At 61.6% G+C, this 25,426-nt stretch carries 22 protein-coding genes; 17 read left to right on the top strand and 5 right to left on the bottom strand.

The features are described 5' to 3' along the window. Nucleotides 1-32: 32 nt before the first annotated feature. Nucleotides 33-233, top strand: a complete 201-nt coding sequence (locus tag RBH77_RS23390; protein ID WP_311029973.1) for a hypothetical protein — start codon at nt 33-35, stop codon at nt 231-233. Nucleotides 234-403: 170 nt separating this feature from the next. Further along, a complete protein-coding gene (locus RBH77_RS23385; RefSeq protein ID WP_311029972.1) occupies nt 404-2,263 on the top strand; it encodes a glycosyltransferase in 1,860 nt (619 codons plus the stop codon). Here RBH77_RS23385 and ppk2 read toward each other — a convergent pair. Continuing rightward, the gene (ppk2, locus tag RBH77_RS23380) at nt 2,226-3,149 is read right to left on the bottom strand and encodes a polyphosphate kinase 2 (RefSeq protein ID WP_311029971.1); all 924 of its coding nucleotides are present in this window, start codon (nt 3,147-3,149) and stop codon (nt 2,226-2,228) included. The two genes, RBH77_RS23385 and ppk2, sit on opposite strands and share 38 nt — an antisense overlap. Nucleotides 3,150-3,244: 95 nt before the next feature. Between ppk2 and RBH77_RS23375 the strand changes: the two genes are divergently transcribed. From RBH77_RS23375 to RBH77_RS23345, 7 genes are all read left to right on the top strand, one after another. After that, nucleotides 3,245-4,396 (top strand): ATP-binding protein, encoded by a 1,152-nt coding sequence (locus RBH77_RS23375; protein ID WP_311032668.1) that lies wholly within the window; start codon nt 3,245-3,247, stop codon nt 4,394-4,396. A gap of 91 nt (nt 4,397-4,487) precedes the next feature. After that, on the top strand, nt 4,488-5,198 hold the full coding sequence (phoU, locus tag RBH77_RS23370; protein ID WP_311029970.1) for a phosphate signaling complex protein PhoU: 711 nt from the start codon (nt 4,488-4,490) through the stop codon (nt 5,196-5,198). 181 nt (nt 5,199-5,379) lie between these two features. After that, nucleotides 5,380-6,420: a phosphogluconate dehydrogenase (NAD(+)-dependent, decarboxylating) gene (gnd, locus tag RBH77_RS23365; protein WP_311029969.1), complete on the top strand. Its 1,041-nt coding sequence runs from the start codon at nt 5,380-5,382 to the stop codon at nt 6,418-6,420. Between the two features lie 91 nt (nt 6,421-6,511). Further along, the gene (gene zwf / locus RBH77_RS23360) at nt 6,512-8,038 is read left to right on the top strand and encodes a glucose-6-phosphate dehydrogenase (RefSeq protein ID WP_311032667.1); all 1,527 of its coding nucleotides are present in this window, start codon (nt 6,512-6,514) and stop codon (nt 8,036-8,038) included. A 15-nt stretch (nt 8,039-8,053) separates the two neighbouring features. Next, nucleotides 8,054-8,872 (top strand): ROK family protein, encoded by an 819-nt coding sequence (locus tag RBH77_RS23355; RefSeq protein ID WP_311029968.1) that lies wholly within the window; start codon nt 8,054-8,056, stop codon nt 8,870-8,872. Nucleotides 8,873-9,152: 280 nt separating this feature from the next. Further along, nucleotides 9,153-10,484 (top strand): glucoamylase family protein, encoded by a 1,332-nt coding sequence (locus tag RBH77_RS23350; RefSeq protein WP_311029967.1) that lies wholly within the window; start codon nt 9,153-9,155, stop codon nt 10,482-10,484. Nucleotides 10,485-10,490: 6 nt separating this feature from the next. Next, nucleotides 10,491-12,032: a mercuric reductase gene (locus RBH77_RS23345; RefSeq protein WP_311029966.1), complete on the top strand. Its 1,542-nt coding sequence runs from the start codon at nt 10,491-10,493 to the stop codon at nt 12,030-12,032. A 62-nt stretch (nt 12,033-12,094) separates the two neighbouring features. On the opposite strand, the gene RBH77_RS23340 is transcribed toward RBH77_RS23345, so the two are convergent. After that, nucleotides 12,095-12,607 (bottom strand): GcrA family cell cycle regulator, encoded by a 513-nt coding sequence (locus RBH77_RS23340; RefSeq protein ID WP_311029965.1) that lies wholly within the window; start codon nt 12,605-12,607, stop codon nt 12,095-12,097. A gap of 485 nt (nt 12,608-13,092) precedes the next feature. On the opposite strand from RBH77_RS23340, the gene RBH77_RS23335 reads away from it, so the two are divergent. The 3 genes from RBH77_RS23335 to RBH77_RS23325 all read left to right on the top strand — a co-directional run bounded on the left by RBH77_RS23335 (nt 13,093) and on the right by RBH77_RS23325 (nt 16,368). Next, nucleotides 13,093-14,289, top strand: coding sequence for an aspartate aminotransferase family protein (locus tag RBH77_RS23335; RefSeq protein ID WP_311032666.1), 1,197 nt, complete (start codon nt 13,093-13,095; stop codon nt 14,287-14,289). Between the two features lie 5 nt (nt 14,290-14,294). Further along, a complete protein-coding gene (argF, locus tag RBH77_RS23330) occupies nt 14,295-15,224 on the top strand; it encodes an ornithine carbamoyltransferase (protein WP_311032665.1) in 930 nt (309 codons plus the stop codon). A gap of 139 nt (nt 15,225-15,363) precedes the next feature. Next, nucleotides 15,364-16,368: an Hsp33 family molecular chaperone gene (locus RBH77_RS23325; protein WP_311029964.1), complete on the top strand. Its 1,005-nt coding sequence runs from the start codon at nt 15,364-15,366 to the stop codon at nt 16,366-16,368. Between the two features lie 962 nt (nt 16,369-17,330). Here RBH77_RS23325 and RBH77_RS23320 read toward each other — a convergent pair. Beyond that, a complete protein-coding gene (locus RBH77_RS23320) occupies nt 17,331-17,768 on the bottom strand; it encodes a hypothetical protein (RefSeq protein ID WP_311029963.1) in 438 nt (145 codons plus the stop codon). A gap of 90 nt (nt 17,769-17,858) precedes the next feature. Here RBH77_RS23320 and RBH77_RS23315 point away from each other — a divergent pair, with 90 nt between their 5' ends. Next, complete coding sequence (locus RBH77_RS23315; protein ID WP_311029962.1) at nt 17,859-18,203, top strand: DUF952 domain-containing protein; 345 nt, start codon at nt 17,859-17,861, stop codon at nt 18,201-18,203. Continuing rightward, complete coding sequence (locus RBH77_RS23310; RefSeq protein ID WP_311029961.1) at nt 18,200-19,273, top strand: quinone-dependent dihydroorotate dehydrogenase; 1,074 nt, start codon at nt 18,200-18,202, stop codon at nt 19,271-19,273. Before RBH77_RS23315 ends, RBH77_RS23310 begins: the two co-directional genes overlap by 4 nt. On the opposite strand, the gene RBH77_RS23305 is transcribed toward RBH77_RS23310, so the two are convergent. Both RBH77_RS23305 and RBH77_RS23300 read right to left on the bottom strand, forming a co-directional pair. Continuing rightward, nucleotides 19,270-20,598 (bottom strand): MATE family efflux transporter, encoded by a 1,329-nt coding sequence (locus tag RBH77_RS23305; protein ID WP_371832898.1) that lies wholly within the window; start codon nt 20,596-20,598, stop codon nt 19,270-19,272. The two genes, RBH77_RS23310 and RBH77_RS23305, sit on opposite strands and share 4 nt — an antisense overlap. 37 nt (nt 20,599-20,635) lie before the next feature. Continuing rightward, nucleotides 20,636-20,953 (bottom strand): DUF6460 domain-containing protein, encoded by a 318-nt coding sequence (locus RBH77_RS23300; RefSeq protein ID WP_371832897.1) that lies wholly within the window; start codon nt 20,951-20,953, stop codon nt 20,636-20,638. Nucleotides 20,954-21,249: 296 nt separating this feature from the next. Between RBH77_RS23300 and RBH77_RS23295 the strand changes: the two genes are divergently transcribed. From RBH77_RS23295 to RBH77_RS23285, 3 genes are read left to right on the top strand one after another with little or no spacing between them, the layout of a single operon-like run. Then, nucleotides 21,250-21,471, top strand: coding sequence for a hypothetical protein (locus tag RBH77_RS23295; protein ID WP_311029959.1), 222 nt, complete (start codon nt 21,250-21,252; stop codon nt 21,469-21,471). Then, the gene (locus RBH77_RS23290; protein WP_311029958.1) at nt 21,471-22,877 is read left to right on the top strand and encodes a 50S ribosomal protein L11 methyltransferase; all 1,407 of its coding nucleotides are present in this window, start codon (nt 21,471-21,473) and stop codon (nt 22,875-22,877) included. The genes RBH77_RS23295 and RBH77_RS23290 overlap by 1 nt, the downstream gene beginning before the upstream one ends. 12 nt (nt 22,878-22,889) lie before the next feature. Next, nucleotides 22,890-25,403 carry a sulfatase-like hydrolase/transferase gene (locus tag RBH77_RS23285; protein ID WP_311029957.1) on the top strand — a complete coding sequence of 838 codons (2,514 nt, stop codon included), beginning with the start codon at nt 22,890-22,892 and terminating at the stop codon, nt 25,401-25,403. Nucleotides 25,404-25,426: the final 23 nt, after the last annotated feature.

The raw sequence follows: 25,426 nt of genomic DNA, 5'->3' as shown, positions 1-25,426 counted from the left end.
GTCCTGGCCTACCTTTTGCCTTGGGGGGACTGATGTCGATAGAAGCGAATGCTTTCGATTTCGTCGAAAATGACGACGACTATCGGCCGCCCGGCGGATTGTTTGACGATCCTCTCTCCCATGCCCGGCAATCCTCCCTTGAGCACCTTATCCTAGGCGATGTGCCGACTGGCAAGCAGCCCGTCGCTCTTCCCACCGAGTTGAACGGCTGGCCGAAAGGCCGGCCGGCATGACGACAGAATTCGGGGACCGACCGCGCGCCTTCGCGCCGCGGACAAGCGCAGCGTTTGCTCAGGACGTACGTCCGGCCGCTGCCGGCGCTTTTCCGGACAATGATGAAAATGGTGGTTTCCGGCCGACAAACGGACAATCCCTATGGTGCAGGGCGCTGGAACATGCGCGTGTGCCTATTGCCCAAATCCATGCGCTGGCCGCTCGTGCGGCCACGAACGATGTTGCCCTGCCGGTCGAGGCGACGGTTTCCGGCGGGTTGAGCGAAGAACGTCTGTATGGGGCATTGGCTGACGAGATCGGCATCGGTTTCCTGGCAAGGATCGATCCGCGGCGGCTCATCTTGGGTGAAGGGCAGGCGGCGATGCTGCTTGGCCGCGCGCCTGGAACGTTCATGGTGCGATATGAACAGGCCGACGGCGTCGTCCTGTGGCTTCTTGCCCCGGCATTTGACGACATTGGATCGCTCGGTCGTCGCATCGAGGCAAGCAGCGATTTGCGCGGCCGCGTCCGGATCGTCGCGCCCGGTGTCTTGAGGGCCGCTCTGGAGACTCAGGCGAAGGGAACGCTGCTACGAGATGCGGTCGATCGTTTGTTCACGCTGTTTCCGGAACAGTCCGCGAAGATCGTAACCAGCGGATGGCAAAGTGCTCTGGCCGGCGCGGTGCTGGTCGGCCTGCCGGTAGCCCTGTTCCTGGATCCGTGGGTGGCGGGGTTTTTCATCCACCTGCTCTTCTCGCTGTTCTTTCTGGCATGCGTCGGCCTCCGTTTCATTGCGACGGTCGGCGCCGAGGCGCCGCGACTGGCGCGGTTGGCGCGCTACGACCCGGCGGAGATGCCCGTTTATTCGGTTCTGGTCGCGCTCTACCATGAAGCGGAGATCGTGCCCGACCTCCTCGTTGCCCTCGGCCATATCGTCTGGCCGCGCGGCAAGCTCGAAATCAAACTGGTCTGCGAAGCGGACGACGAGGAGACATTGACGGCTCTGCGCGCCCATGCGCTGCAGCCTTTCGTCGAGATCGTCGAAGTACCGCCCGGAACGCCGCGTACCAAGCCGAAGGCGCTTTCCTACGCCCTGCCGATGACGACCGGCGGGTTCGTGGTGCTCTATGACGCAGAGGATCGGCCGCACCCGTTCCAGCTTGTCGAGGCCTGGCAGCGTTTCAGGGAAAGCGATGAGCGCGTGGCTTGCCTGCAGGCGCCCCTTGCCGTCACCAATTTCAGGCGCGGGCCGCTGGCCAGGATGTTCGCGTTCGAATATGCCGCGCTTTTCCGCGGGCTGCTGCCCTGGCTGGCGCGTCGGAACCTCGTCATTCCGCTCGGCGGCACCTCCACCCATTTTCGCAGGGACGCACTCGAAGCAGTCGGAGGGTGGGACCCCTTCAACGTCACCGAGGATGCCGACCTCGGCATCCGGCTGGCACGTCACGGCTACCGGGTCGATACGATCACCCGGCCTACCTACGAGGATGCTCCCGAGAACTTTGCGAACTGGCTGCCGCAGCGGACGCGCTGGTTCAAGGGATGGATGCAGACCTGGCTCGTCCACATGCGTCGTCCCAGGCAGTTGTGGCGGGATCTTGGTCCGGCATCGTTCCTGACGACCCAGATCGTGTGCGCGGGCATGGTCGTTTCCTCGATTGCCCATCCCGTTTTCCTCGGCAGTCTTGGCTATGTCTGCCTGGTTTTCGCGCGACATGAGACGATCGGGCCGCTGCAATCGGCGATCCTGATCGTGGACGGGGTCAATATCACGCTCGGCTACGTGACATTCCTTCTGCTCGGAGTGCGGACCCTTCTCCTCAAGGAAAAGACGTCGCTTTGGATCACCATCCTGCTGACGCCCGTCTATTGGATCCTCATCTCGCTTGCGGCGTGGCGCGCACTCTGGAAGCTCTATCGCGAGCCGTATCATTGGGAGAAGACGCACCATCCGCGCCGGGCGCGGGATGCTTCCGCGCGGACGACCGGAAGGGCCGATGCGCCGCCGGCGTTCAGTCGTTCTGCAGGAATCCCACCCCTTCGCCGATGATCCGCTCGTCCTGCCGGCCGATCGCTTTCAGGTCGCGGTCGGTGTAAGGCACGGACAGAAGGATGCGGCGGATAGCCGCCAGCCGCGCGCGCCTTTTATCGTTGGCGCGGACGATGACCCACGGCGCGTAGGCTTTGTGGGTGCGCGCCACCATGGTGTCACGCTTCTCGGTGTAATCGTCCCACTTCGTCATGCCGGCGACATCGACGGGCGAGAATTTCCAGATCTTCAGCTTGCTGTGCCGGCGATCGTGGAAGCGCTTCAGTTGCATCTCGCGGCCGATATCGAGCCAGAACTTGAAGAAATGAATTCCTTCATTGGCGATCATGCGCTCGAAATGGGGAGCCTCTTCCAGGAATTTCAGGTGCTCGGCCTCGGTGCAGAAGCCCATGACCGGTTCCACCACGCCCCTGTTGTACCAGGAGCGGTCGAAGGTGACGAATTCGCCGGCTGTCGGGAAATGCGCGACATAGCGCTGGAAATACCATTCCCCGCGCTCCTTCTCGGTCGGCTTGGGGAGCGCGACGTTGCGGGCGGAGCGCGGGTTCATGTATTGGCGGGTGACGGAGATCGTGCCGCCCTTGCCGGCCGCGTCCCGGCCTTCGAACAGCGCCATGACGCGGTTGCCGGTCGCCTGCAGCCAGTATTGCAGCTTGACCAGTTCGACCTGCAGCCGGTCGAGTTCTTCCAGATATTTCTTGTTTTTCAGCTTCTTGGGATAGGGGTAGCCACCTGACTCCATCGCCCGTTTGGCGATCCAGTCGGGCAGGTCGGGTTCGTCGATATCGAATTCGCGTTCCTTGCCGTCGATGGTCAATCGGAGCGCTTTCGTGTCCGGCGGCTCGGTCAGATTGTTCGCTTCCAGGTTGCTCGCTTCATTGGCCATGGCGGTATCCCTTTTGCGCGTTCATGCTATTGCGTAAGGCGGATGCGCATGATGGGCAAGTTCCTGACGGCCTCCGGGGAAGCGCAATGGCGGATATGGATAACACCGGTGGAAGAGGCGACGGGCGCCGGCAACGCTGGCTCGGCCGGCTCCTCGCCGCGCTTGCGCCCGACACGAAACGCGGCTCAGGCGTGGACCGGCGAGCGGCCAGTGATCCAGGGCCGTCGCTCGGCCATATCTCCGCGATCGATCTTGCCGAAGTCGTGCCCGATCCGATCGTCGTCTTCGATCGTTCCGGCTCCGTCGTGCATGCCAATCAGGCGGCCGTCGCTGCGTTTGGTGTGTTCCGGGAAGGTTCGTCGGTCCACTTCAAATTTCGCGCGCCGGAGATGCAGGCCCTGATTGCCGCGGTGCTCGGCGGTGATGCCGGCACAACGCCTATCGACTATGCCGAACGCGTTCCCGTCGACCGTCTCTACCGGGTGGCCGTTCGCCCGGTCGGGCCTAAGTCCGGGCTTTTCGCCATGACTTTCCGTGACCAGAGCGAGGCCCGCCGCATCGACCGCATGCGCGCCGATTTCATCGCCAATGCCAGCCACGAACTGCGCACGCCGCTCGCCTCGATCTCTGGCTTCATCGAGACGCTGCGCGGGCCGGCCAGGAACGACGCCAAGGCGCGTGAGCGTTTCCTCGGGATCATGGAAGACCAGACCGGGCGCATGGCGCGCCTGATCGACGATCTCCTGTCGCTGTCACGGCTGGAGATGAAATCCCATCATCGCGCCTCGGATCAGGTCAACCTGGTCGCCGTCGTCGGCGGTGTGGTCGATACGCTCGGCCATCTGTCAAGCGAACTCGGGGTCGCGATCGAGAGGGATTTCCCCGATCATGCCGTCATCGTGGCGGGCGACCGGGACGAACTGATCCAGGTCTTCGTCAATCTGCTCGAAAATGCCTGCAAATACGGCCAATCGGGTAAGCGGGTCGTCGTCTCGATCGAGGAGGCGGCAGACGGTGTCGACGTGACGGTGAGGGATTTCGGACCGGGCATCCCGAAAGACGACATCCCGAGGATCACCGAACGCTTCTACCGCGTCGATATCGAGGCGAGCCGCGCGCAGAAGGGCACGGGGCTAGGCTTGGCCATCGTCAAGCACATCCTCACCCGGCATGGCGCCCGCCTCACGGTACATTCCGAACTTGGCGAAGGTGCCGCCTTTATCGTCCACTTCCCTGCGGAGCGGTGAGCGGCACGCTGGCGCCGGGATTGGTCCGGGCGCTTCTTTTTTCCGTCATGCGGATCGCATAGGGTGGCGGCGAACGCGGGAGAGACAGCCTATGCCCAGCCACACCTTGCAGGCGTATGACGAGGAACTGAAATTCCTGGCCACCAGGATAGCCCAGATGGGCGGTCATGCGGAACGCATGGTGGAGGAGGCCGTTGCCGCGCTGGTCAGTTCCAATGAAGCGCTTGCCCAGACCGTGATCCGCAACGACCGTGTGCTTGACGAGGCGGAGCGCGAGATCGACGACAAGGCGGTCCTCATCATCGCGCGCCGCCAGCCTATGGCGATCGATTTGCGCGAGATCATCGGGGCGATCCGTATCTCCGCCGATCTGGAACGGGTAGGCGATCTTGGCAAGAACATTGCCAAGCGCGTGGCCGCCGCGGGCCAGACGCGGCAGCCGGCAAAGCTCTTCCGTGGCATCGAGGCGCTGGCCGAACTGGCGCTTACCCAGTTGAAGGACGTCCTCGACGCCTATGGCTCCCGTTCCGTCGGGCGCATTGCCGCCGTGCGCGACCGCGACGAGGAGATCGACGCCAAATATACGTCGCTGTTCCGCGAACTTCTGACGTACATGATGGAGGATCCGCGCAACATCACCGCCTGCACGCATCTTCTTTTCTGCGCCAAGAACATCGAACGCATCGGCGACCACGCCACCAACATCGCCGAAACCGTCCACTACATCGTCACCGGCAGCCAGTTGCCGGTGGAGCGTCCCAAGGAGGACGAGAGCCACAAGATTGTGGTTGCCGGCGACTGAACGCCGGCGGCGCACTGGAGCAGCGCCATTCCCTCGCCATTTTCGCGGCCGAGTTTTGACAACGGGCGCGGTTTTCCTTTTGATCGGTGGAAATGCGCCCCCCTGTGCCTAGCTTTGGTTGCATCGGGCTTTTCCTATCCGGCCGATGTCCTTCGGCCGAACTCCTGAAAGGGACAGATTTATGCAGATCGGTTTCGTGGGCCTCGGCCGCATGGGTGGCAACATGGTGCGGCGCTTGATGAAGGCCGGGCACAAATGCGTGGTGTTCGACATCAATGCCGACGCGCGCAAGGCATTGGCCAAGGACGGCGCGACCGACGCCCCTTCGCTGGAGAAACTGGTCGAGGCGCTTGCGGGCGGGACGCGCGCGGTCTGGGTGATGCTGCCGGCCGGCGCCATCACCGAGAAGGTCGTGGAGCAGCTTGGCGGCCTGCTCGACAAGGATGACATCGTCATCGACGGCGGCAACAGCTTCTACAAGGACGACATCCGCCGCGCCAAGGCGCTGGCCGCGAAGAATGTCAGTTATGTCGATTGCGGCACGTCGGGTGGCATCTGGGGCATCGATCGCGGCTATTGCATGATGATCGGCGGCGACAGGAAGTCGGTCGATTATCTCGATCCGATCTTCGCGACGCTGGCGCCGGGCATAGGCGATATCCCGCGCACGCCGGGCCGCGGTAAATTCGACCCCCGCGCCGAGCAGGGCTACATCCATGCCGGTCCCGCCGGCGCGGGGCACTTCGTCAAGATGGTCCATAACGGCATCGAATACGGACTGATGCAGGCCTACGCGGAGGGCTTCGACATCCTGCGCAATAAGGATTCCACCGACCTGCCGGAAGACGAGCGCTTCGATCTGAACATGACCGACATCGCCGAGGTGTGGCGGCGCGGCTCCGTCATTTCGTCATGGCTGCTCGATCTCTCCGCGATCGCGTTGGCGAAGGACCCGGAGCTTTCCAAATTCTCCGGTTATGTGCAGGATTCCGGCGAGGGCCGCTGGACGGTCGAGGCGGCGATCGAGGAGGCGGTTCCCGCCGACGTTCTGTCCTCGGCGCTCTTCACGCGCTTCCGATCCCGCCAGCAGCACAATTTCGCGGAAAAGATCCTTTCCGCGATGCGCCTCGGCTTCGGTGGTCACATCGAAGGCGCCGAACCGATCGATCCGGAGAAGAAGATCGACGCCCACCCGTCGAGCGTCAAGCATACGAAGAACTGAGGACGGGAAAGTGACGGACAGCAACACGAAAAAGGCGCCGGCGCGGGCCAACCGGCCGAATCCGAAGAAGGTGAAGGCCGATCCCTGTGCCATGGTCATTTTCGGCGCCGGAGGCGACCTCACCAAGCGGCTGGTCGTGCCGGCGCTCTACAATCTGATGCATGGCGGCGAACTGCCGGAGAATTTCGTCCTCATCGGCGCCGATCTGGCGGAAGGCACGACCGAGACGTGGGCGGACCATCTCCATGAAATGCTCGAAAGTTTCGTCGGCAACGAATCGGCCGAGTTCGACGTGAAGAAGATCGACGAGAAGGCATGGAAAAAGCTTGCCGGCAGCATGCGTTATATTCGCGGCGACATGACCAAGCCGGACCTCTACGGCGACATAGGCAAGGCGCTGGACGAGGTCGGGAAGGGCGGCGGCACCGCCGGCAACGTCATTTTCTATCTCGCCGTGCCCGACCGTTTCTTCGGCACGGTGGTCGAGCAGCTCGGCAAGGCGAAGCTGACCGACCAGCAGGAAGACGCGGATGGTAAGCCGAAATTCTGGCGGCGTGTCGTCATCGAGAAGCCGTTCGGGCACAGCTTCGATTCCGCCAAGGCGCTCAACGCGCAGATCCTGAAGGTTCTGGATGAAGACCAGATCTACCGGATCGACCATTTCCTCGGCAAGGAAACGGTCCAGAACATCATGATGTTCCGCTTCGCCAACGGCCTGTTCGAGCCGATCTGGAACCGTGACCGCATCGATCATGTCCAGATCACGGTGGCCGAAACGGTGGGGGTGGAGGATCGCGGCCGCTTCTACGAGGCGACCGGGGCGCTGCGCGACATGATCCCCAACCACCTCTTCACGCTGCTTTCCATGGTGGCGATGGAGCCGCCCGTCGGCTTCGACGCCGCCGCCATCCGCGACAAGAAGGTGGAGCTTTTTTCCGCCATCCCTGCCGTCGAGCCGGAGGATGCCGTGCGTGGCCAGTATGGCGCCGGCACGGTGCTCGACAAGAAGGTCGGGCCCTATCGCGGCTCGCCCAACGTCGCGGCGGATTCGAACGTCGAGACCTATGTCGCGATGCGGATCGACATCGACAATTGGCGATGGGCCGGCGTGCCCTTCTTCCTGCGCACCGGCAAGCACATGACCGAGCGCAAGTCGGAGATCGCCATCCGCTTCAAGCAGGCGCCCTATACCGCTTTCCACAATACACCCGTCGATACGCTGCCGCCCAACTGGCTCGTGCTCAGGATCGCGCCGAATGAGGGCATTTCGCTCCAGTTCGAGGTCAAGCGTCCCGGCCCGGAGGTCGAGCTTGCCGCCGTCAAGATGGATTTTCGCTACGACGACTGGTTTCCGGACGTTCCCAACGTCGGTTACGAGACCCTGCTTCTCGACGTGATGTGCGGTGAGCAGACGCTTTTCATGCGCGCCGACATGGTCGAGCAGACCTGGCGGATTGTCCAGCCGATGCTCGACGCCTGGGCGGCGGAAAAGGCCGATTTCCCCAATTACACCTCGGGCAGCGCCGGGCCGAAAGCGGCCGACACGTTGCTTTCCCGTTCCGGCAAGCGCGCCTGGCGTCCGCTCGACGAGCCCTCGAACGGCAAGAATAAGAACTGAACCTGGAGCACGAACATGGGCGGAAAATCGGGAAGCAAGGCGAATGGCGGTGCGGGGCCGCGCACGCTCGCGATCGACATCGGCGGCACCGGCCTCAAGGCCTCGGTGCTGGACGAGAATGGCAGCATGATCGCCGAGGAGGTCCGGATCGATACGCCCTATCCATGTCCGCCCAAGGTGATGCTGAAATCGCTTGAAAAGCTGGTCGGGCCGCTACCTCCCTATGATCGCGTCTCCGTCGGCTTCCCCGGCGTCGTCGGCAAGGGAAAGGTGATCACCGCGCCGCATTTCGGCGATCGGGTATGGCGCGATTTCCCGTTCGCGGCGGAACTTTCCGAACGCCTCGGCAAGCCGGTCCGGCTCTTGAACGACGCCGAGGTGCAGGGCTTCGGCGTCATCGTCGGGCGCGGGCTGGAGGTCGTATTGACGCTCGGCACGGGTGCCGGCACGGCAGTCTTCCGCGATGGCGAACTGATGCCGCATCTGGAGCTTGCGCAGCATCCGATCGGCAAATGGGGCACCTATAACGACTATGTCGGCGACAAGGCGCTGAAGAAGAAGGGCAAGCGCAAATGGAACCGGCGCGTCGAGAAGACGGTCACGATCCTGTACTCGCTCCTCCATTTCGACGTGCTCTATATCGGCGGCGGCAACGCGAGGAAGATCGAGATCGTGCCCGACAACGTCATCATCGTGCCGAACGAAGCCGGCATCACCGGCGGCGTCAGGCTGTGGCGCGCGCCGCGAGGGCAGGGCGCTTTTGCGCATGAGACGGAGGACAAGGCTGCATCGCCGGTCGCGGTGACGGCAGCGGCGGAAGTAGCCGCCTCGTGAAGCCGGGCGATTGCCCGTGAGGATACCCCCACCCCCAACCCCTCCCCACAAGGGGGAGGGGGGACTCTGCTCCGGCGCCGCATGGCGCAAACGTTGAAGATTTTAGCTGGGCGATGCCGGCGTCTCCCTCCCCCTTGTGGGGAGGGGTTAGGGGTGGGGGTAAGGGCCGTTCAGTTCCCACATGCAGTCGCCTCGTTCCCGACGCGGATGGCTGACGGTCGGCACCCGCCGCAGCGATCAGTGCACTTGAGGTTCGGGCCTAGCTGTTGTCTGGTTGGCCATGCTTGCCGAAAATGACTCGCTGACCGAGACCGACGAGACCCTGCTGGAACGCTTCCAGCGCGGCGCCTTCGACTATTTCATGCGCTGGGTGAACCCGGAAAACGGCCTTGCCGCCGATACCTCGCGCGACAAGTCGCCTTCCAGCATCGCCGTAGTCGGTTTCGCGCTTTCCTGCTATCCGGTTGCCGTCGAGCGCGGTTGGATAACCAGACAGGCGGCCGTCGAGCGCACGCTCGCCACCCTCGATCTCTTCTGGAACGGCCTGCAGTCGCCCGACCCCGACGCCACCGGATACAAGGGCTTTTACTACCATTTCATCGACATGGAGCAGGGCCGGCGGGTGTGGAAGTGCGAGCTTTCGCTGGTCGATACGGCGCTGCTGCTCGCCGGTGTCCTTGTCGCGGCGACCTATTTTGCCGGCGGCGACGAGAAGGAGAGGACGATCCGCGCCCGCGCCGACGCGCTCTACCGCCGCGCCGACTGGCGATGGGCGATGGGCGGCGGGTCCACGCTTCGGCAGGGCTGGAAGCCGGAAAGCGGCTTCCTGCACTACGGTTGGGAAGGCTATAACGAGGCGACTATCCTCTATGTCTTGGCGCTTGCTTCGCCGGATCACGCCGTTCCCGATGACGGCTATTCCGCCTGGACGAAGACTTATCAGTGGGAAAACATCTACGGCTACGATGTGCTCTATGGCGGGCCGCTTTTCATGCATCAATACTCGCATGCCTGGATCGATTTTGCCGGCATCCGCGACGAATTCATGCGCGAGAAGAATTGCGACTATGCGGAGAACAGCCGGCGCGCGACGCTGATCCACCGCGAATATGCGCGCCGCAATCCGCATTCCTTCGCCGGCTACGGCAAGGATTTCTGGGGCCTCACCGCGAATGACGGACCGGGTGGCGCCAGCGTGGTGATCGACGGCAGGGAGCGCAGCTTCTTCGGCTACGCGGCGCGCGGCGTCCCTTACGGACCGGACGACGGCACGGTTGCACCCTGGGCGGCGCTGGCGTCCCTGCCTTTCACGCCTAGGGAGGCGATCTCGGCACTTCGGCATTTCTGCAAGTGCTATCCCGATAGCGTCCGTGAGAATATGCTGCCGAGTTCGGTCAACCCAACGCTCGCCGGGCAGGCGAGCTACGGTCCGCAAGGCTGGGTATCGGAAGGCTATTACGGCCTCGACCAGGGGCTCGTCGTCATGATGATCGAGAATTATCGCTCCGGCCTGATCTGGAACTTGATGAAGCGCAATCCCTATATCCGCGCCGGACTTCAGCGCGCCGGCTTCCGTGGCGGCTGGCTGGCGCAGGAAGCGTTCGGGAGCTGACGCGATATGCTCGACCGACCGGATAAGCCCAATTCCTTCCCCGTCGACCACAGCGACCTCGAACATCTCGAAAGCGCCCGGCCGCATGATTGGCGAAACCCGGAGCCGGCGCCTTGCTACAACCTCGTCGTGCTCGGCGGCGGGCCGGCCGGGCTGGTCGCCGCGCGCGGCGCGGTCGCCTTCGGCGCGAAGGTGGCGCTGATCGAGGACGATATGATCGGCGGTGACTGCCTCAATGTCGGCTGCGTGCCGTCGAAGACGATCATCCGCACCTCGCGCCTCTATGCCGACCTGGAGAATGCCCGGCATTTCGGGGCGCGGATGGACGGCGAGATCGATGTCGACTTCCCGCTTGTCATGAACAGGATGCGCCGTATCCGCCAGCGTATCAGCCGCGAGGATTCCGTCAGCCGCCTCGCCGAGGAAGGGATCGACGTGTTCTTCGGCGAGGGGCGCTTCACCGGCCCCGACACGATCGAGGTGGATGGCGCACGGCTGCGCTTCAGGAAGGCGCTGGTGGCCACCGGCTCGCGTCCGCTCGACCCGAGGATACCCGGCCTTGAAGAGGCCGGCTATCTCACCAACGAGAACGCCTTCAACCTGACAAGACGTCCCTCCCGGATGCTGGTCATCGGCGGCGGCCCGCTCGGCTGCGAGACGGCGCAGGCCTTCGCGCGGCTCGGCGTGAAGATCACGATCGCCCAGAACGAGCCTAAATTCCTGCCATGGGAGGAGCGCGACGCCGCGCAGATCGTCTCCGACGCGCTCGCCCATAACGGCGTCGAGATAAGGCTGAACACCGAGGTCGTCGCGGTGAGAACGGAAGGCCGGAACAAGATCGCCGACCTCGTCAACGCCGACTGGAAATCATCCGTCACGGTCGACGAGATCATCGTCGGTGTCGGCCGCTCGCCCAATGTCGAAGGGATCGGGCTCGAAGCGGCAGGCGTCGAGTATGACACCGTCAGGGGCATAAAAGTCGACGATTTCCTGCGCACGACCAACCGCCGCATCTATGCCGCCGGCGATGTCTGCCTGAAATACAAATTCACCCACATGGCCGACGCCTCGGCCCGCATAGCGGTGCGCAACGCGCTCTTCCCGGGCCGCTCGCGCATGAGCCGGCTGACCGTACCGTGGTGCACCTATACCGATCCCGAGATCGCCCATGTCGGCATGTATGTGATCCAGGCGCGAGAGCGCGGCATTCCCGTCCGCACCTTCACCATCCTCATGCACGACGTCGACCGCGCCGTGACCGACGGCGAGGACGAGGGCTTCGTCAAGATACATGTCAGGGAAGGCACGGACCGCATCCTCGGCGCGACGATCGTCGCGCGTCACGCCGGCGAGATGATCAACGGCATATCGCTGGCGATCGGCAGCGGCATGGGGCTGCGCGCGCTGGCGAAGGTCATCCATACCTACCCGACCCAGGCGGAGGCGATAAAGATGGCGGCCGACGCCTACAACCGCACCCGGCTGACGCCGCTCGTCAGAGCCGCGAGCGGACGCTGGTTCTCCTGGCTGCGGGGGGAGGGTGCCTAGAGCAATTCCAGGAAAAGTGGAAACCGGTTTTCCGTCCGGAATTGCGTAAAAAACAAAACGCTCTAGCGGCTGCGCCGCCGCTCCGACGCCGGCTGGAACGCGATGCGTGAGTGGTAGGTGCAATAGGGCCCGGTCTCCAGCGAGTCATTGCCGCAGAAGCTGAAATCCTCCGCCAGCGGATCGCCGTTCGGCCACTTGCAGGTGTGCTCGGTCAATTGGATCAGCTTCAACCGCCGCGAGATGGGCACGACCACGTTCTCGACGGGCCGTTCCATATGACGAAGCTGCGGCTCGGCCTCGAATTCGACCTTGAGTGCCGTTGCCCCGATCGAGGTGACGACGGGCCGCGAAGGCCCGCGCGGCGCCGATTTCGTCGTACCGCCGCCATGCGTCATCTTCTTCTGGCTTCGGGGTGCCGGTGTGGCGCGCCCGCGGCTGGAAAGCTTCAGGCGGTGCACCTTGCCGATCACCGCGTTGCGGCTCACCCCGCCGAGTTGCGCCGCGATCTGGCTGGCGCTCAACCCTTCCGACCAAAGCTTTCTGAGAAGTTCGACGCGTTCATCCGTCCAGTTCATGGGGCACGCTCCTATATGCGGCGCGCGGAATCGGAATCCATCATCGGCTCGACAAAAGCCGAGGCGATACCACATATATATGGTTGCTAGGTCCGCCGCACGAAATCTAGTTCTTCGTTACCCGCAAACTACCTTATTGACTGACTCGGTGACAAGAGTCGGCAAAGTTTCACGAATCGGTTTTTTCGGTTTTCCCCAACTTGCCCGGCCTTGCTGTAGCGTGCTTGCAACACTCGCACCTGACATTGGACCATACGTAATCGAAACGTATCGCCGATGTTTGGTCCAGCGTCCGCCGGGCCGTACCGGCCTCTCGCAGCAAGCGGATTGGGGAGCGCCTCGGCGGCCATCTTCGCGTTGACACGACCGGGCAAAACCCTGATAAGAATTGCAAGGCCGTCCCCCGGGGCGGCTTTTTTGATTTGGCGGTGTGATCCGACAGGAAGCCGAAGATGGAGACGGCTGCCGCCTTCGGAGAGAACAAGATGACGAATTCGGCGATTTACGACACTTTCGCACGGGCCCCCCTGGCGTTCGACCGGGGCGAGGGCACCTGGCTCCTGACGAGCCAGGGCGAGCGATATCTCGACTTCGCCGGCGGCATCGCGGTCAATTCGCTCGGCCACAGCCATCCGCACCTCGTCGCGGCCCTGACCGAGCAGGCCGGCAAGCTCTGGCATGTCTCCAATCTTTATGAGATTCCGGGGCAGGAGCGGCTCGGCCGGCGGCTGGTCGACAACAGCTTCGCCGACAAGGTTTTCTTCACCAATTCGGGCGCCGAGGCGCTCGAATGCGCGATCAAGACGGCACGCCGCTATCACTATGCGAACGGAAGGCCGGAGCGGTTCCGCATCCTCACCTTCGAGGGCGCCTTCCATGGCCGCACGCTCGCCACCATCGCCGCCGGCGGCCAGAAGAAATATCTGGAAGGCTTCGGCCCGAAGGTGGAAGGCTTCGATCAGGTAGCCTTCGGCGATATAGAAGTTGCGAAGAAAGCGATCGGGCCGGAAACGGCCGCGATCCTGATCGAGCCGGTCCAGGGCGAGGGCGGCATCCGCGTCGCCTCGGCGCAGTTCCTCAGGGATCTGCGCGAGCTTTGCGACAGGGAAGGCCTGCTTCTCCTTTTCGACGAGGTCCAGTGCGGGGTCGGCCGTACCGGCAAGCTCTTCGCCTATGAATGGGCGGGCATAGAGCCGGACGTCATGGCGATCGCCAAGGGCATCGGCGGCGGTTTCCCGGTCGGCGCGTGCCTCGCCACCGCCGAGGCGGCCGCCGGCATGACGGCCGGCGTGCACGGCACCACCTTCGGCGGCAACCCGCTCGCCATGGCCGTCGGCAACGCCGTACTCGACGTGATCCTGGAGGACGGTTTCCTCGAAGACGTCCAGCGCAAGGGGCTGATGCTGAAGCAGTCGCTCGCTTCCATCATCGACGAGTTTCCCTCGGTCTTTGAGGAAATTCGCGGCGCTGGGCTCCTTCTCGGGCTGAAATGCAAGGTTCCGAACGCTGCGGCCAATGCGGCCTTCCGCGACCAGAATTTGCTGACCGTGCCCGGCGGCGACAATGTCGTCCGGCTCCTGCCGCCGCTCACCGTCACCGACGACGAGATCAGGCTGGCGGTAGAGCGGATCCGTGCCGGCGCGGCCACGCTTGCCGCTGGTTCCGGCAACGGAAAGGCGTGACCGAAATGGCCGGCAGGCAGACCAGCGCCCCGAGGCATTTCACCGATCTGTCGGCGGTTTCGGCTGCGGATTTGCGCGCCATCCTCGACGATGCGGGCAAGCGCAAGGCGCGCATCAAGGCAGGTGAGACCGAGCGCCCTCTCGCAGGCAAGACGCTGGCGATGATCTTCGACAAGCCCTCGACCCGAACGCGCGTCTCCTTCGACGTGGCGATGCGCCAGCTCGGTGGCGAGACCATCATGCTGACCGGCACCGAGATGCAGCTCGGACGCAGCGAGACCATTGCCGATACGGCCAAGGTCCTGTCGCGCTATGTCGACGTCATCATGATGCGCACGACCTCGCACAACCGGCTCCTGGAGATGACCGAGCACGCCGACATCCCCGTCATCAACGGGCTGACCGACGATACGCATCCCTGCCAGCTCATGGCCGACGTGATGACCTATGAGGAGCATCGCGGCAGCGTGAAGGGAAAGACCTTCGCTTGGTCGGGCGACGGCAACAACGTGCTGAATTCGCTGATGGAGGCGTCGGCCCGCTTTGGCTTCAATCTGAACGTCGCCACGCCCGAAGGCAGCGAGCCGGAGAAACGTTACGTCGGGTGGTCGCGCGAGAATGGCGGCAACGTCATGCTCACGACCTCGCCGCAGGATGCGGTGCGCGGCGCCGATTGCGTCGTCACCGATACCTGGGTGTCGATGGGCCAGGAGCATCGTGCGCGTGGCCACAACGTCTTCGTGCCCTATCAGGTCAACGCGGAACTGATGCGGCTTGCAAAGAAGGACGCGCTGTTCATGCACTGCCTGCCCGCCCATCGTGGCGACGAGGTGACCGACGAGGTGATCGATGGGCCGCATTCGGTTGTGTTCGACGAGGCGGAGAACCGGCTGCACGCGCAGAAGGCAGTGATTGCCTGGTGCCTGGGCGCCTGAGCCTGCATGGACGGGGCGCTTGATAGAGCTGCCCGGCATACTTATCTGCGGCCGATCATTGTATATTTCCGCTTGAACTCCGCGCCCCGCGTTTCGCGGCACGCCCCAGTGGAGTTCGATCCCCGATGGAGTTCGGACATTGAACGCGCCAGCAAGCAAGACCGGTGAACGCAAACTGGGTGAATTCGGCCATGCCGGCGACGACCATGTCGTACCCTTCGAGGTCGGTGCGCTCGACATTCGCGGGCGCGGCGTCCAGCTTGGGCCGATCCTCGACCAGATCCTCGGCCGCCATTCCTACCCGGAGCCGGTCGCCCGGCTTCTGGCGGAGGCGGTCGTGCTGACGGCGCTGCTCGGCACCGCGCTCAAATTTGACGGCAAGTTCATCCTGCAGACCCGGTCCGACGGCCCGGTCGATATGCTGGTCGCGGATTTTTCGACGCCGCAATCCATGCGCGCCTATGCCCGTTACGACCGCGAGGCGGTGGATGCCGCCGCCGACGCCGGCGACAGCTCGCCCGAGGCATTGCTCGGCAGCGGTGTCCTGGCGCTGACCATCGACCAGGGCGAGCACATGCAGCGCTACCAAGGCGTCGTCCCGCTCGAGCGGACTTCGCTGGAGGAGGCCGCGCGTGTCTATTTCCGCCAATCGGAGCAGATCCCGACCGATGTACGGCTCGCGGTCGCCAAGATGGTGGTGCGCGGCAACGGCGGCGCCGAGGAGCGTTGGCGGGCCGGCGGGCTGATGGCGCAATTCCTCCCCGACGCGGCGGAACGCCGGCGTCTGCCTGACCTGCCCGGCGGCGATGGCGATGAGAACGACGTCGATGAAGCCACGGACGATGCCTGGAAGGAGACGCTGGCGCTGATGTCGACGGTGGAGGCGGTCGAACTTGTCGACCCGGAGGTTGGGGCCGAGCGGCTGCTTTACCGTCTGTTCCACGAGCACGGCGTGCGCGTCTATGACGGCACCGAGGTGGTCGACGATTGTTCTTGCTCGCGCGAGAAGATCAAGACGATCCTCGACGGCTTCACCGCGGAAGAGATCGACAGCTCGATCGAAGAGGGCGTGATCCGGGTCAATTGCGAGTTCTGCTCGACCAGCTACGAGTTCGACCCGGCGGAGTTCAAGCCGAAGAACTGAAGGCGGCGTCCTAAGGCCCCGCTTGCAGTTCGTAAACCCGGACGGCAGAACCACCACGCGCGTCATCTCGGAAGGCAGCCCGAACGCAGTGAGGCGGCCTGTCCGGGACCTATCCCGTGGAACTGTGGAAACGTGGCGGCTTCCCTATCTCCGGCGATTGTCGGAAGGGTCAGGAATGACGGAGGAAGGGACCGGCCTGGCCGCTAAAACGTGGATAGACTAGCGCCCGCCCGCCTCCGGAAACCGCTGATCTCCGCGCTTCCCGCATTTTCTTCGCCCCTCTCTCTCCACGCCTTCCGCCCATCCTCATACTCCCTGTCAGTTCCTCCCACCGGGAACACCGATCATGACGGTGATTGCGTGGGGAGGAGCCGGCGCCTCCGCCGTGATGCCGACGTGGCATTGCGGCCGGGGAGGTCCCGTCTGGAGGTTCCCCTGGGGGCACTATGACCCCTGCGTGCCGGTAGAAGGTACACAGACCCCGGGACGAGCACTGGACCTGTTCGGAGTGACTACCCTTCGGCAGGTTCAGGGTGAGGCTCGGGGAGCAGCGGAACAGGCGGGAACAGAAATCGCCGGCGGGGCGCGTGTGTCGCGCCACCTGTTTCAATTCGGAAGGCACGGCCTCGCGCCCCGCTTCCCGACTGAACAATGGCCACGGCCGGAAGGCAGCGTGGCGAGGGTGGAGCATGTGCGATCACAAATGCGGATAGTCCTTTACCCCTTCGCACCCCCCTCTGTCCTGCCGGACATCTCTCCCTCAAGGGGGGAGATTGGCTGGAATCACCGCTTCCGCAAACCATCAAAGCTGCAGGAAAGGGAGCAGGCGGCACGGCCTGCTAATCTCCCTCCTTGAGGGGGAGATGTCCGGCAGGACAGAGGGGGGTGCGAAGGGGCGCAGAACGAAGAAGGATTTTCACAAACATAATGAGCTTCAAACAAGAACGCCGCTCGACCGGGCGTCAGGTCTTCTCCGGCGCGGCCTTCGGTTGCTGGTCCTGCTGGAAGGTATTGTCGAAATCCCTGACGATATCCAGGAAGCGGCGGAAGAAGCGCTCCATGATGCCGAGCGTCCGGTCGACCTGGGCATCGGAAGGCAACAGGTCCTTCGGCGAGACGACGCGCTTTTCGAGGTCCGCCAATTGCTTTTCGAGCCTGTCGACCTTCTGGTTCAGTCGCTCGATCTCGCTCTCGGACGCCTGTTTTTCTTCCGCCGCCGGACGGCAGGTGAGTTGCCCGGCTTTCTGCTCGCAGGCGGACATCTCGCCGGTCTGCGTGTCGAGACGCACGATCCCGCTTTCCGACTTGTCGAAAACATAGCGTCCGGCGTCTTCCGCGTTTGCGGTCGGCACCGCCAGCATGGTGGCCGCCGTCAGTCCCATGAGAACGGCTTTGCGCATCTCCGCCTCCGTTTTCCTCCGCTATAACGCATTGGGGCATTGTTTTGTGCCCGAATTGCGGTATGGCCAACCGCAGCCGACGAGGGCGGGATGGCCAGCATCTACAAGATAGTGACGCAAAGCGAGTGGCGCGAGGCCGAAAAGCAGGGTCTTTTTAAAGGTGCCCCGGTCGACCTCGCCGACGGCTTCATCCATTTCTCGACCGCCGAACAGGTGGCGGAGACGACCGCGAAGCATTTCGCCAGAAAGAACGACCTCCTGCTGGTCTCGGTGGACGCGGCCGCGCTCGGTGGCGATTTGAAGTACGAAGTCTCGCGCGGTGGCGCGCTTTTCCCGCATCTCTACGCCGACCTGCCGCTTTCCGCCGTGCTGTGGGCGAAGCCGATGCCGCTTGGCGCGAACGGCGTCCACATCTTGCCCGCGATGGATCGATGAGCGGAGCCTTCGACAGGCTCGGCCGCCATTTCCTCTTCGCTCTCGATCCCGAGACCGCCCATGGCCTTTCCATCGCCGCGCTGAAAAGCGGCGTGCCGTTCTGTTCGGCGGCGCGATCGACCGAGCGGCTCGGAACGCGTATTGCCGGCATCGATTTCCCCAACCCGCTCGGTTTGGCGGCGGGTTATGACAAGAATGCCGAGGTGCCCGACGCGCTCTTGCGGCTCGGCTTCGGCTTTGTCGAGATAGGGACCGTCACGCCGCTGCCGCAGGCCGGCAATCCGCGACCGCGCATCTTCCGGCTTCCGCGCGACGGCGCCGTCATCAATCGGCTCGGCTTCAACAATGAAGGCCATGAAAAGGCGCTGGCGCGGCTTCGCCGGCGGCGCGGCGGCGGCGTGGTCGGCGTCAATATCGGCGCCAACAAGGACAGCGCCGACCGTATCGTCGACTACGAACTCGGCGTACGTCGTTTCGCCGGTGTCGCCTCCTACCTGGCGGTGAACATCTCCTCGCCCAACACACCGGGCCTGCGCAATCTGCAGGGGCGCGGGATGCTCGCCGAACTGCTTTCACGGGTGATGGCCGCGCGCGACGTGGGGGCCAAAGTCCCGATCTTCCTCAAGATCGCGCCCGACCTCGAAGAGGCCGAACTGGACGACATCGCCGCCGAACTCCTCGACAAGAATATGGATGGGCTGATCGTTTCCAATTCGACTACCAGCCGTCACGGTCTTCACGACGATCCGCATGCAGCTGAAAGCGGCGGTCTTTCGGGCCGGCCTCTTTTCCGTCGCTCCACCGTCGTGTTGGCGAAGATGCGCCGCCGTGTGGGGCCGGCAATGCCGATCGTAGGTCTCGGTGGGGTGGATTCGACGGAGACCGCGCTGGAGAAGATCCGCGCCGGGGCCGATCTCGTCCAGCTTTATACCGGCATGATCTATGCCGGCCCCTCGCTGCCCGGCCGCATCGCCGGTGGCATGGATCGTTTCGCCGAATCCGAGGGATTGAAGAATGTGCGCGAGATACGCGACAGCCGCCTCGCTTATTGGGCCGATCAGTCGCTCTAGGCGAATGCGGCCCGGATGCGCGCCGGCAATACCGAGAGCAGGCTGAGGCCTCGGACGATCAGGAAGATATGCAATGCCGCCCACAGGCCGACATTACCGAAGGCCTTTCCGAGCCCGATCAACGCGGCCAGATAGACCACGAAGGAAAGCAGCATCATGTTGCGCATGTCGCGCGACCACGTCGCGCCGATGAAGACGCCGTCCATCTGGAAGGCAAGAACACCGGTGACCGGTGTCAACGCCGCCCACGGCATGAAGGCGTAGGCCATGTCCCGTACGTCCGGCGCGGTGGTGATGAGCCGCACCAGCGCGCCGCCGAAGAGAAGGCATGCGGCCGACGAGGCGATCGCCAGCCCGAAGCCCCAGATTATGGTCAGCCGCACCGCCCGGTCAAAGGCGAAGCGGTAGCGCGAGCCAATGGCGCGCCCGGCAAGCTGCTCGGCGGCGGTGGCGAAACCGTCGAGGAAATAGCCGGCGACGAGGAAGAAATTCATCAGGACCGCGTTCGCAGCCAGCGCCAGTGTTCCCTCCTGCGCGCCCTGCCGCGTGAACAGCGCGAAAGCGGCGAGCAGCGAGAAGGAGCGGATCATGATGTCGCGGTTCATCGACACCATGAGAAGGAAAGCCTTCCTGTCGAAGAGCCGGCTTCTAGGCAGCGGCGGCAGCCTGTGGAAGCGCGCCAGCACGTAGGTCATGCCGACGATCGCGGCGGCGAATTCGCCTGCGACGCTCGCCCAGGCGACACCGGCGACGCCCCAGCCGAGTTCCAGCCCGAGCAGGATGCACAGCACGATATTGGTGCCGTTCAGCATGATTTGCAGCAGAAGCCCGAGCCCACCTTGGCCTCGGCCGAGCACATAGCCGAGCACGGCATAGTTGATGAGGGTGAAAGGCGCGGCGAGCATGCGGATGCCGATGTAAAGATGCATCGCCTCGGTCACACGCGACCCCGCATCCATGAACCACGATCCGGCAATCGCGATCAGCGGACCGAGGAAAGCGAGAACGATGCCGGAAACGGCGGCGATGGCGAATGCATGCCAGAAGGCCGCCTGCTCGCCCGCGGGATCGGCACGGCCGAAGGCCTGTGCCACCAGCCCGGTCGTGCCTGAGCGCAGAAAGTTGAAGGTGGTGAAGACGACGTCGAAGACGATGGCACCGGCGGCAAGCCCGCCGAGAAGCGCTGCGTCGCCCAATTGCCCGACCACCGCAGTGGCCGTGATGCCGAGCAGCGGCGTCGTTACATATGCAAGCGTCATCGGCACCGCGATCGAGAGCACGAGCCGGTTGGTCACCTCGAATGGGCGTATTGCCGGCTGATCCAGTGCACGTCTCCCGGAACCTTGCGGGACCGGGCGCGGGTCAACGCCGGTAACTCAACACCCGCAGGATGATGAATGCCGGAATTACTATAGCGGCGCCGAGCAGGAAATAGGCCACGAAACGGTCGATCGCCCGGAAACCCATGTTCCACAGATGCCAGAAGAAGTCGCGAACGCCATAATAGATATCATAGGGCGTCCAGCCGAAGGCGCTCATGAGGATGCCGACGATGAACGAAACGACGATCAGCTTGAACAGTACGCGCAGCGGACTGTCGCCGAGGAAGCGGGTGAGACTACCGTTCAAATCGGTCACTCCTTTGGGCCAGGGCCAGCCGTCGCCCGCGCAGATACGCATTTGCGACGGCGGCTTCAAGGCTGTTACCCATGTCATGGGTCCAGTCTGTTGCCTATCCCTCCGGGTCGTACAATGGGTGGCTGGAACAATCGCGTCCTGTCCTGCACCCTGTAAGGCCTAGTCAATCCGGCTCGCTCGCTTGAAGCGGCATAAGTGTGCCAGCCGAGCAGTTACCTGCCGGAAATCAATAGCCAACGAATTTTTCCTTGATGACATGATCCATACAAAGTAAGGCTGGCTGACATGGCGGATAGGGGCTGCCGCTGCAGAAATTGCAGCGCAAAGAGGAGTGCCCCGTGTCCAAAATTTTCGCTGGCATATCGCTATTCGTTATGTGCGTCACTTTGATGACGCAGCCTGCGTATGCGTATCTCGATCCTGGCACCGCGAGCATGATTCTGCAGGGGCTGATCGGCGGGATAGCGGCGGCCGGTGCCGTCATCTCCCTCAATTATCAGCGTCTGAAACATGCCATCCAGGAAAAGTTTGGCAAGAAAAACAATAAATTAGACGATTGATGTCTGATTTGAACGCTGACGCTGGATCGTTTCGCGATCCATCTGGTAATGTCTATGAAAGCAATCTGAGAATTCTAAGAACCGTCACCGAGCGCGCGCGTGATGCGTACGAGACGGTTCGCGATTCCGGTGTTCTCGATGACCTTGCCTCGGCGGGCACCATCGTAGGAAGCACCGAGCTTGATCACGAGGACTGGCCTAGTAGCCTCCGTGATTCGGCATATGTGATCGAACACCCGAGGATTCCTTATATTTCATATCCGTATGAGTGGTCGTTCGCCCAGTTGAAGGAGGCGGCGCTGCATCATCTGGATATGCAGATCAGCCTTTTAAAGCGTGATATCGTTTTGTCGGACGCATCCGCTTACAACGTCCAGTTTGTCGGCCCGAGACCTGTCTTCATCGATTTGCTGTCTCTGCGCCCCTATCGGGAAGGGGAATTTTGGCATGGCCATTGCCAGTTCTGCGAACAATTTCTGAACCCGCTTCTGCTGAGATCACTTCTGGGGGTTCCCCACAACGCCTGGTTCCGTGGTGCTCTCGAGGGTATACCGACTCTCCATCTGGCTGGAATGCTGCCGTTCAAGAAGCGCATATCGTGGAACGTCTTCAGCCAGGTATTGATGCAGGCCAGCCTGGAGCGGCGAGCTTTAAACGCCCCTGAAGCGTCGATCGACAAAGCGAAATCTCGGCGAAGCCTTTCCCGTTCCGGTTATAATGGGTTTCTGGTTCAGCTACGGAACTGGATCGACCGACTGCACCCCGCAGATGGGAAAACGGTATGGGGCGATTACGCGACCACGCACACCTATACCGACAAGGAAGCTGAAACCAAGCGGACCGCTATTGCGGAGTTTGCGGCGTCAACCAAGCCGCGCCGGTTGATCGACCTGGGGTGCAACACTGGCGATTACTCCGTCGCGGCTCTCAAAGGAGGCGCTGAATATATCATAGGATTCGATTTTGATCAGACCGCGGTGGACATCGCGTTCTCGAGGTCGAAACAGGATAGTCTCAATTTCCTGCCGCTCTGGCTGGACGCTGCGAATCCCAGCCCCAATCAAGGCTGGAGGCAAAGCGAACGCCGCGGCTTTGCCGAAAGAGCAAATGCCGACGCTTTGATCGCCCTGGCATTCGAGCATCATCTCGCCATCGGTCGAAATGTCCCCTTGGTCGACGTAGTGAACTGGCTCGTCAGCTTGGCACCGGTGGGCATCATCGAGTTTGTTCCGAAGGCTGACAGCACGGTCCAGAAAATGCTGGCTCTGCGGGAGGATATCTTCCCAGACTACAACGAAGCCACATTTGAAGCCGCGATACAGCGCAAAGCCAAGATCGTTGGCAAGCAGGTCATCTCTGAATCTGGCCGGACTCTCTACAGATATGATCGCACATCCCTTCTATAGCAGATTGAAAGCATGGCATTAGGCAGCGCGTTGAAAGATCGATCACTCAGGATCGAAATCCTGCATGTTTTTGCGCTTGTTGGGGTCGCCGTCGCTCAGCCCGTATACAGCACGCTCGCGGATGGGCCGGAGTTTTTCGTGGCAAACCACGCCGCCGGGCTCCAGATCATAGCACTGGTCTTAGCACTTTCGATCGGATTGCCGCTCCTCATCGCGGTTGCTGAAATCGGGTTGCGCTCGATGAGCCGTCGGCTCCAGCGATCTGTGCATTTGTTCGTCGTCTGGATTCTTCTGACGTTTCTCGCATTGCAGGTCATCAACCGGTTCTTCGAGAAGTCGGCCGTTGCACCAATTGCAGTGTCAATAGCTGCGGCGACGGTGTGCACGGCCCTTTATGCACGGTCCGTAGTCGTGAAACAGTTGCTGACGTTCCTTTCGATCGGTGCGCTGCTCTTTCCCCTCAATTTCCTAATAATCTCGCCCGCTTCGAAACTGATCCTCCCCGGCCAATCGATCGCGAACACAGGTGTGGATGCCTCCCGTGCAAAAACACCAATCGTAATGGTGATATTCGATGAGTTTAATCCGACTGCACTACTCAACAAGGATGGCCAGATAGATTCAGTTCGCTATCCTCATTTTGCGCAGCTCGCTGCCAACGCCTGGTGGTATCCTCGCGCAACCTCTACCTATCCACAGACACAGTTCGCCGTTCCGGCTATCTTGTCAGGAGAATTACCAGATCCCGCGAAGCAATTTCCTTCCTACCATGATCATCCAAACAATCTATTCACGATGCTTGGCGGAAGTTATGCGCTTAATGTTAAAGAGTCGATTACGTCCCTCTGCCCGGACACTCTCTGTACAGGGAAAGAGCGAGCGTTCAGTGAAATTACCTTCGCTTCTGATATATTTATTGTATATTGTCACGCAATTATTCCGAAAGTGCTCCATGGTCGATTCCTGCCGTCTTTGAGAAATGGCTGGAACAATTTCGGATCTGTGGCATCCACGCCATCGGAGGGCGCCGAGGCGGAGTTAATTGAAGCCTTCAATGATCAGTCGGGCAGCTCTCGAATGTCGAAATTCTCCCAATTTATCGGGAGTATCGACGGCCATGATAAGACCCTGAATTTTATGCATATACTTCTGCCGCATCAGCCTTATCAGTTTTATCCGGACGGAACTTATTATGAGAGGGTTGCCGATTTCGGCATGGATAAAACTGCATGGTCGTCTGATCAGCATTTTGTTGATTTTGCGTACAAGAGATACTTAATGCAAGTTGGATATGTCGACAGAATGATTGGAGAGCTTATTAAAAGGCTGAAATCAATTAACGCATATGATAGATCAATGATAATAATTACAGCAGATCATGGAAGGGAATTTAAAACAAATACAGAAGATCGTATTCTAAATTATAAAGACGTAGATCTTTTGCACGTCCCTCTCTTAATTAAATTGCCTAATCAGGAGAGGGGAGAAATAAACAAGAATCTTGTTTCTAATATAGATATAGTTCCGACGATAGCCGATGTTTTAGGGATTGATCTTAATTGGAAGTTTGATGGCCAATCCGTATTCTCAGAAAATTATAAGGAAAGTGAAAATCTGAACATAGTCTTTAGGTCAAAAGAATTTAACATCGATAGGAATTCTATAGTAAGCTTGCCTCTGCTTGGATGGCAAACGCAAACATTCGGTTCGGGAACTTCACTATCCGATCTGCCCGTCAACGGCCCATATGCGAGCATGATAGGGAAGGACATTGAAAGCCTGGACGTCGTTAAGGCCCCAAAAGAGCAAGAAGCAAGGCTGACACAGAACTTCTCGATGCTCGCAGATATAGATCCGGCCTCCGATTTCAGACCATGGCTTGTGTCTAGCGAGGTGGCCAATTTGGGGGATGACGGCCAACCTTGGATAGCGTTGGCTTTGAACGGAAAGATCGTGACATTGTCGCAGGTTTATAAGGACAAGAACGGGTCTGATCGTATCTTGGCCCTTTTCCCGCCAGGTTCTATCGCTGCTGGAGCAAATGCCTTGTCTGCATTCCAGGTGTCAGGTTCCGAAGCAGTCTTGAAACTTCGTCCAATTTCCACCGGTCTTGGTACCTACAAACTCGAGCGCCGAGGTGCCGTCGATATCCTGACGTCATCGCAGGGGAATGAATATCCAATCGTAACGAACAAGGTATTTGGATCTGTCGATCGCGTCAGCGTAAATGGCTCGGCCATTGAGTTGGCTGGGTGGTCTGGAGACACGGATCTTCTAGTACCTGCGGAGCATGTGGTTGTATTCGTCGATGGAAAATTCGTCTGCGCTATCGACCCCGATACCGACCGTCCCGATGTAGCCGAATACTTCAAATCAAGCGCGATGGCGAAAGGTGGTTTTTCCACCGGGTGCCCATTTCGTGGGAGCCCGCAACAACTTAGCTCCCTGCGCGTGTTTGGCATCACACCATCGGGGGCAACGGGAGAACTGCAACTATCGAAAGCGTCTGGCACTCCCCAGCAGTGATGCCATCCTCATGATCCGGCCAT

Source organism: Mesorhizobium koreense (assembly GCF_031656215.1).
Taxonomy (GTDB): Bacteria; Pseudomonadota; Alphaproteobacteria; order Rhizobiales; family Rhizobiaceae; genus Mesorhizobium_L; species Mesorhizobium_L koreense.
This window is presented reverse-complemented; position numbering and strand designations above follow the sequence as displayed.

Excerpts from the sequence above, each read along its gene's own strand:
- RBH77_RS23375 (WP_311032668.1), top strand. The coding sequence starts at position 3,245 with ATGGATAACACCGGTGGAAGAGGCGACGGGCGCCGGCAACGCTGGCTC.
- gnd (WP_311029969.1), top strand. The coding sequence starts at position 5,380 with ATGCAGATCGGTTTCGTGGGCCTCGGCCGCATGGGTGGCAACATGGTG.
- RBH77_RS23390 (WP_311029973.1), top strand. The coding sequence starts at position 33 with ATGTCGATAGAAGCGAATGCTTTCGATTTCGTCGAAAATGACGACGAC.
- RBH77_RS23320 (WP_311029963.1), bottom strand. The coding sequence starts at position 17,768 with ATGCGCAAAGCCGTTCTCATGGGACTGACGGCGGCCACCATGCTGGCG.
- RBH77_RS23310 (WP_311029961.1), top strand. The coding sequence starts at position 18,200 with ATGAGCGGAGCCTTCGACAGGCTCGGCCGCCATTTCCTCTTCGCTCTC.
- RBH77_RS23355 (WP_311029968.1), top strand. The coding sequence starts at position 8,054 with ATGGGCGGAAAATCGGGAAGCAAGGCGAATGGCGGTGCGGGGCCGCGC.
- RBH77_RS23345 (WP_311029966.1), top strand. The coding sequence starts at position 10,491 with ATGCTCGACCGACCGGATAAGCCCAATTCCTTCCCCGTCGACCACAGC.
- RBH77_RS23315 (WP_311029962.1), top strand. The coding sequence starts at position 17,859 with ATGGCCAGCATCTACAAGATAGTGACGCAAAGCGAGTGGCGCGAGGCC.
- RBH77_RS23335 (WP_311032666.1), top strand. The coding sequence starts at position 13,093 with ATGACGAATTCGGCGATTTACGACACTTTCGCACGGGCCCCCCTGGCG.
- RBH77_RS23340 (WP_311029965.1), bottom strand. The coding sequence starts at position 12,607 with ATGAACTGGACGGATGAACGCGTCGAACTTCTCAGAAAGCTTTGGTCG.
- ppk2 (WP_311029971.1), bottom strand. The coding sequence starts at position 3,149 with ATGGCCAATGAAGCGAGCAACCTGGAAGCGAACAATCTGACCGAGCCG.
- RBH77_RS23300 (WP_371832897.1), bottom strand. The coding sequence starts at position 20,953 with ATGCGTATCTGCGCGGGCGACGGCTGGCCCTGGCCCAAAGGAGTGACC.
- zwf (WP_311032667.1), top strand. The coding sequence starts at position 6,512 with ATGGTCATTTTCGGCGCCGGAGGCGACCTCACCAAGCGGCTGGTCGTG.
- RBH77_RS23290 (WP_311029958.1), top strand. The coding sequence starts at position 21,471 with ATGTCTGATTTGAACGCTGACGCTGGATCGTTTCGCGATCCATCTGGT.
- phoU (WP_311029970.1), top strand. The coding sequence starts at position 4,488 with ATGCCCAGCCACACCTTGCAGGCGTATGACGAGGAACTGAAATTCCTG.
- RBH77_RS23285 (WP_311029957.1), top strand. The coding sequence starts at position 22,890 with ATGGCATTAGGCAGCGCGTTGAAAGATCGATCACTCAGGATCGAAATC.
- argF (WP_311032665.1), top strand. The coding sequence starts at position 14,295 with ATGGCCGGCAGGCAGACCAGCGCCCCGAGGCATTTCACCGATCTGTCG.
- RBH77_RS23350 (WP_311029967.1), top strand. The coding sequence starts at position 9,153 with ATGCTTGCCGAAAATGACTCGCTGACCGAGACCGACGAGACCCTGCTG.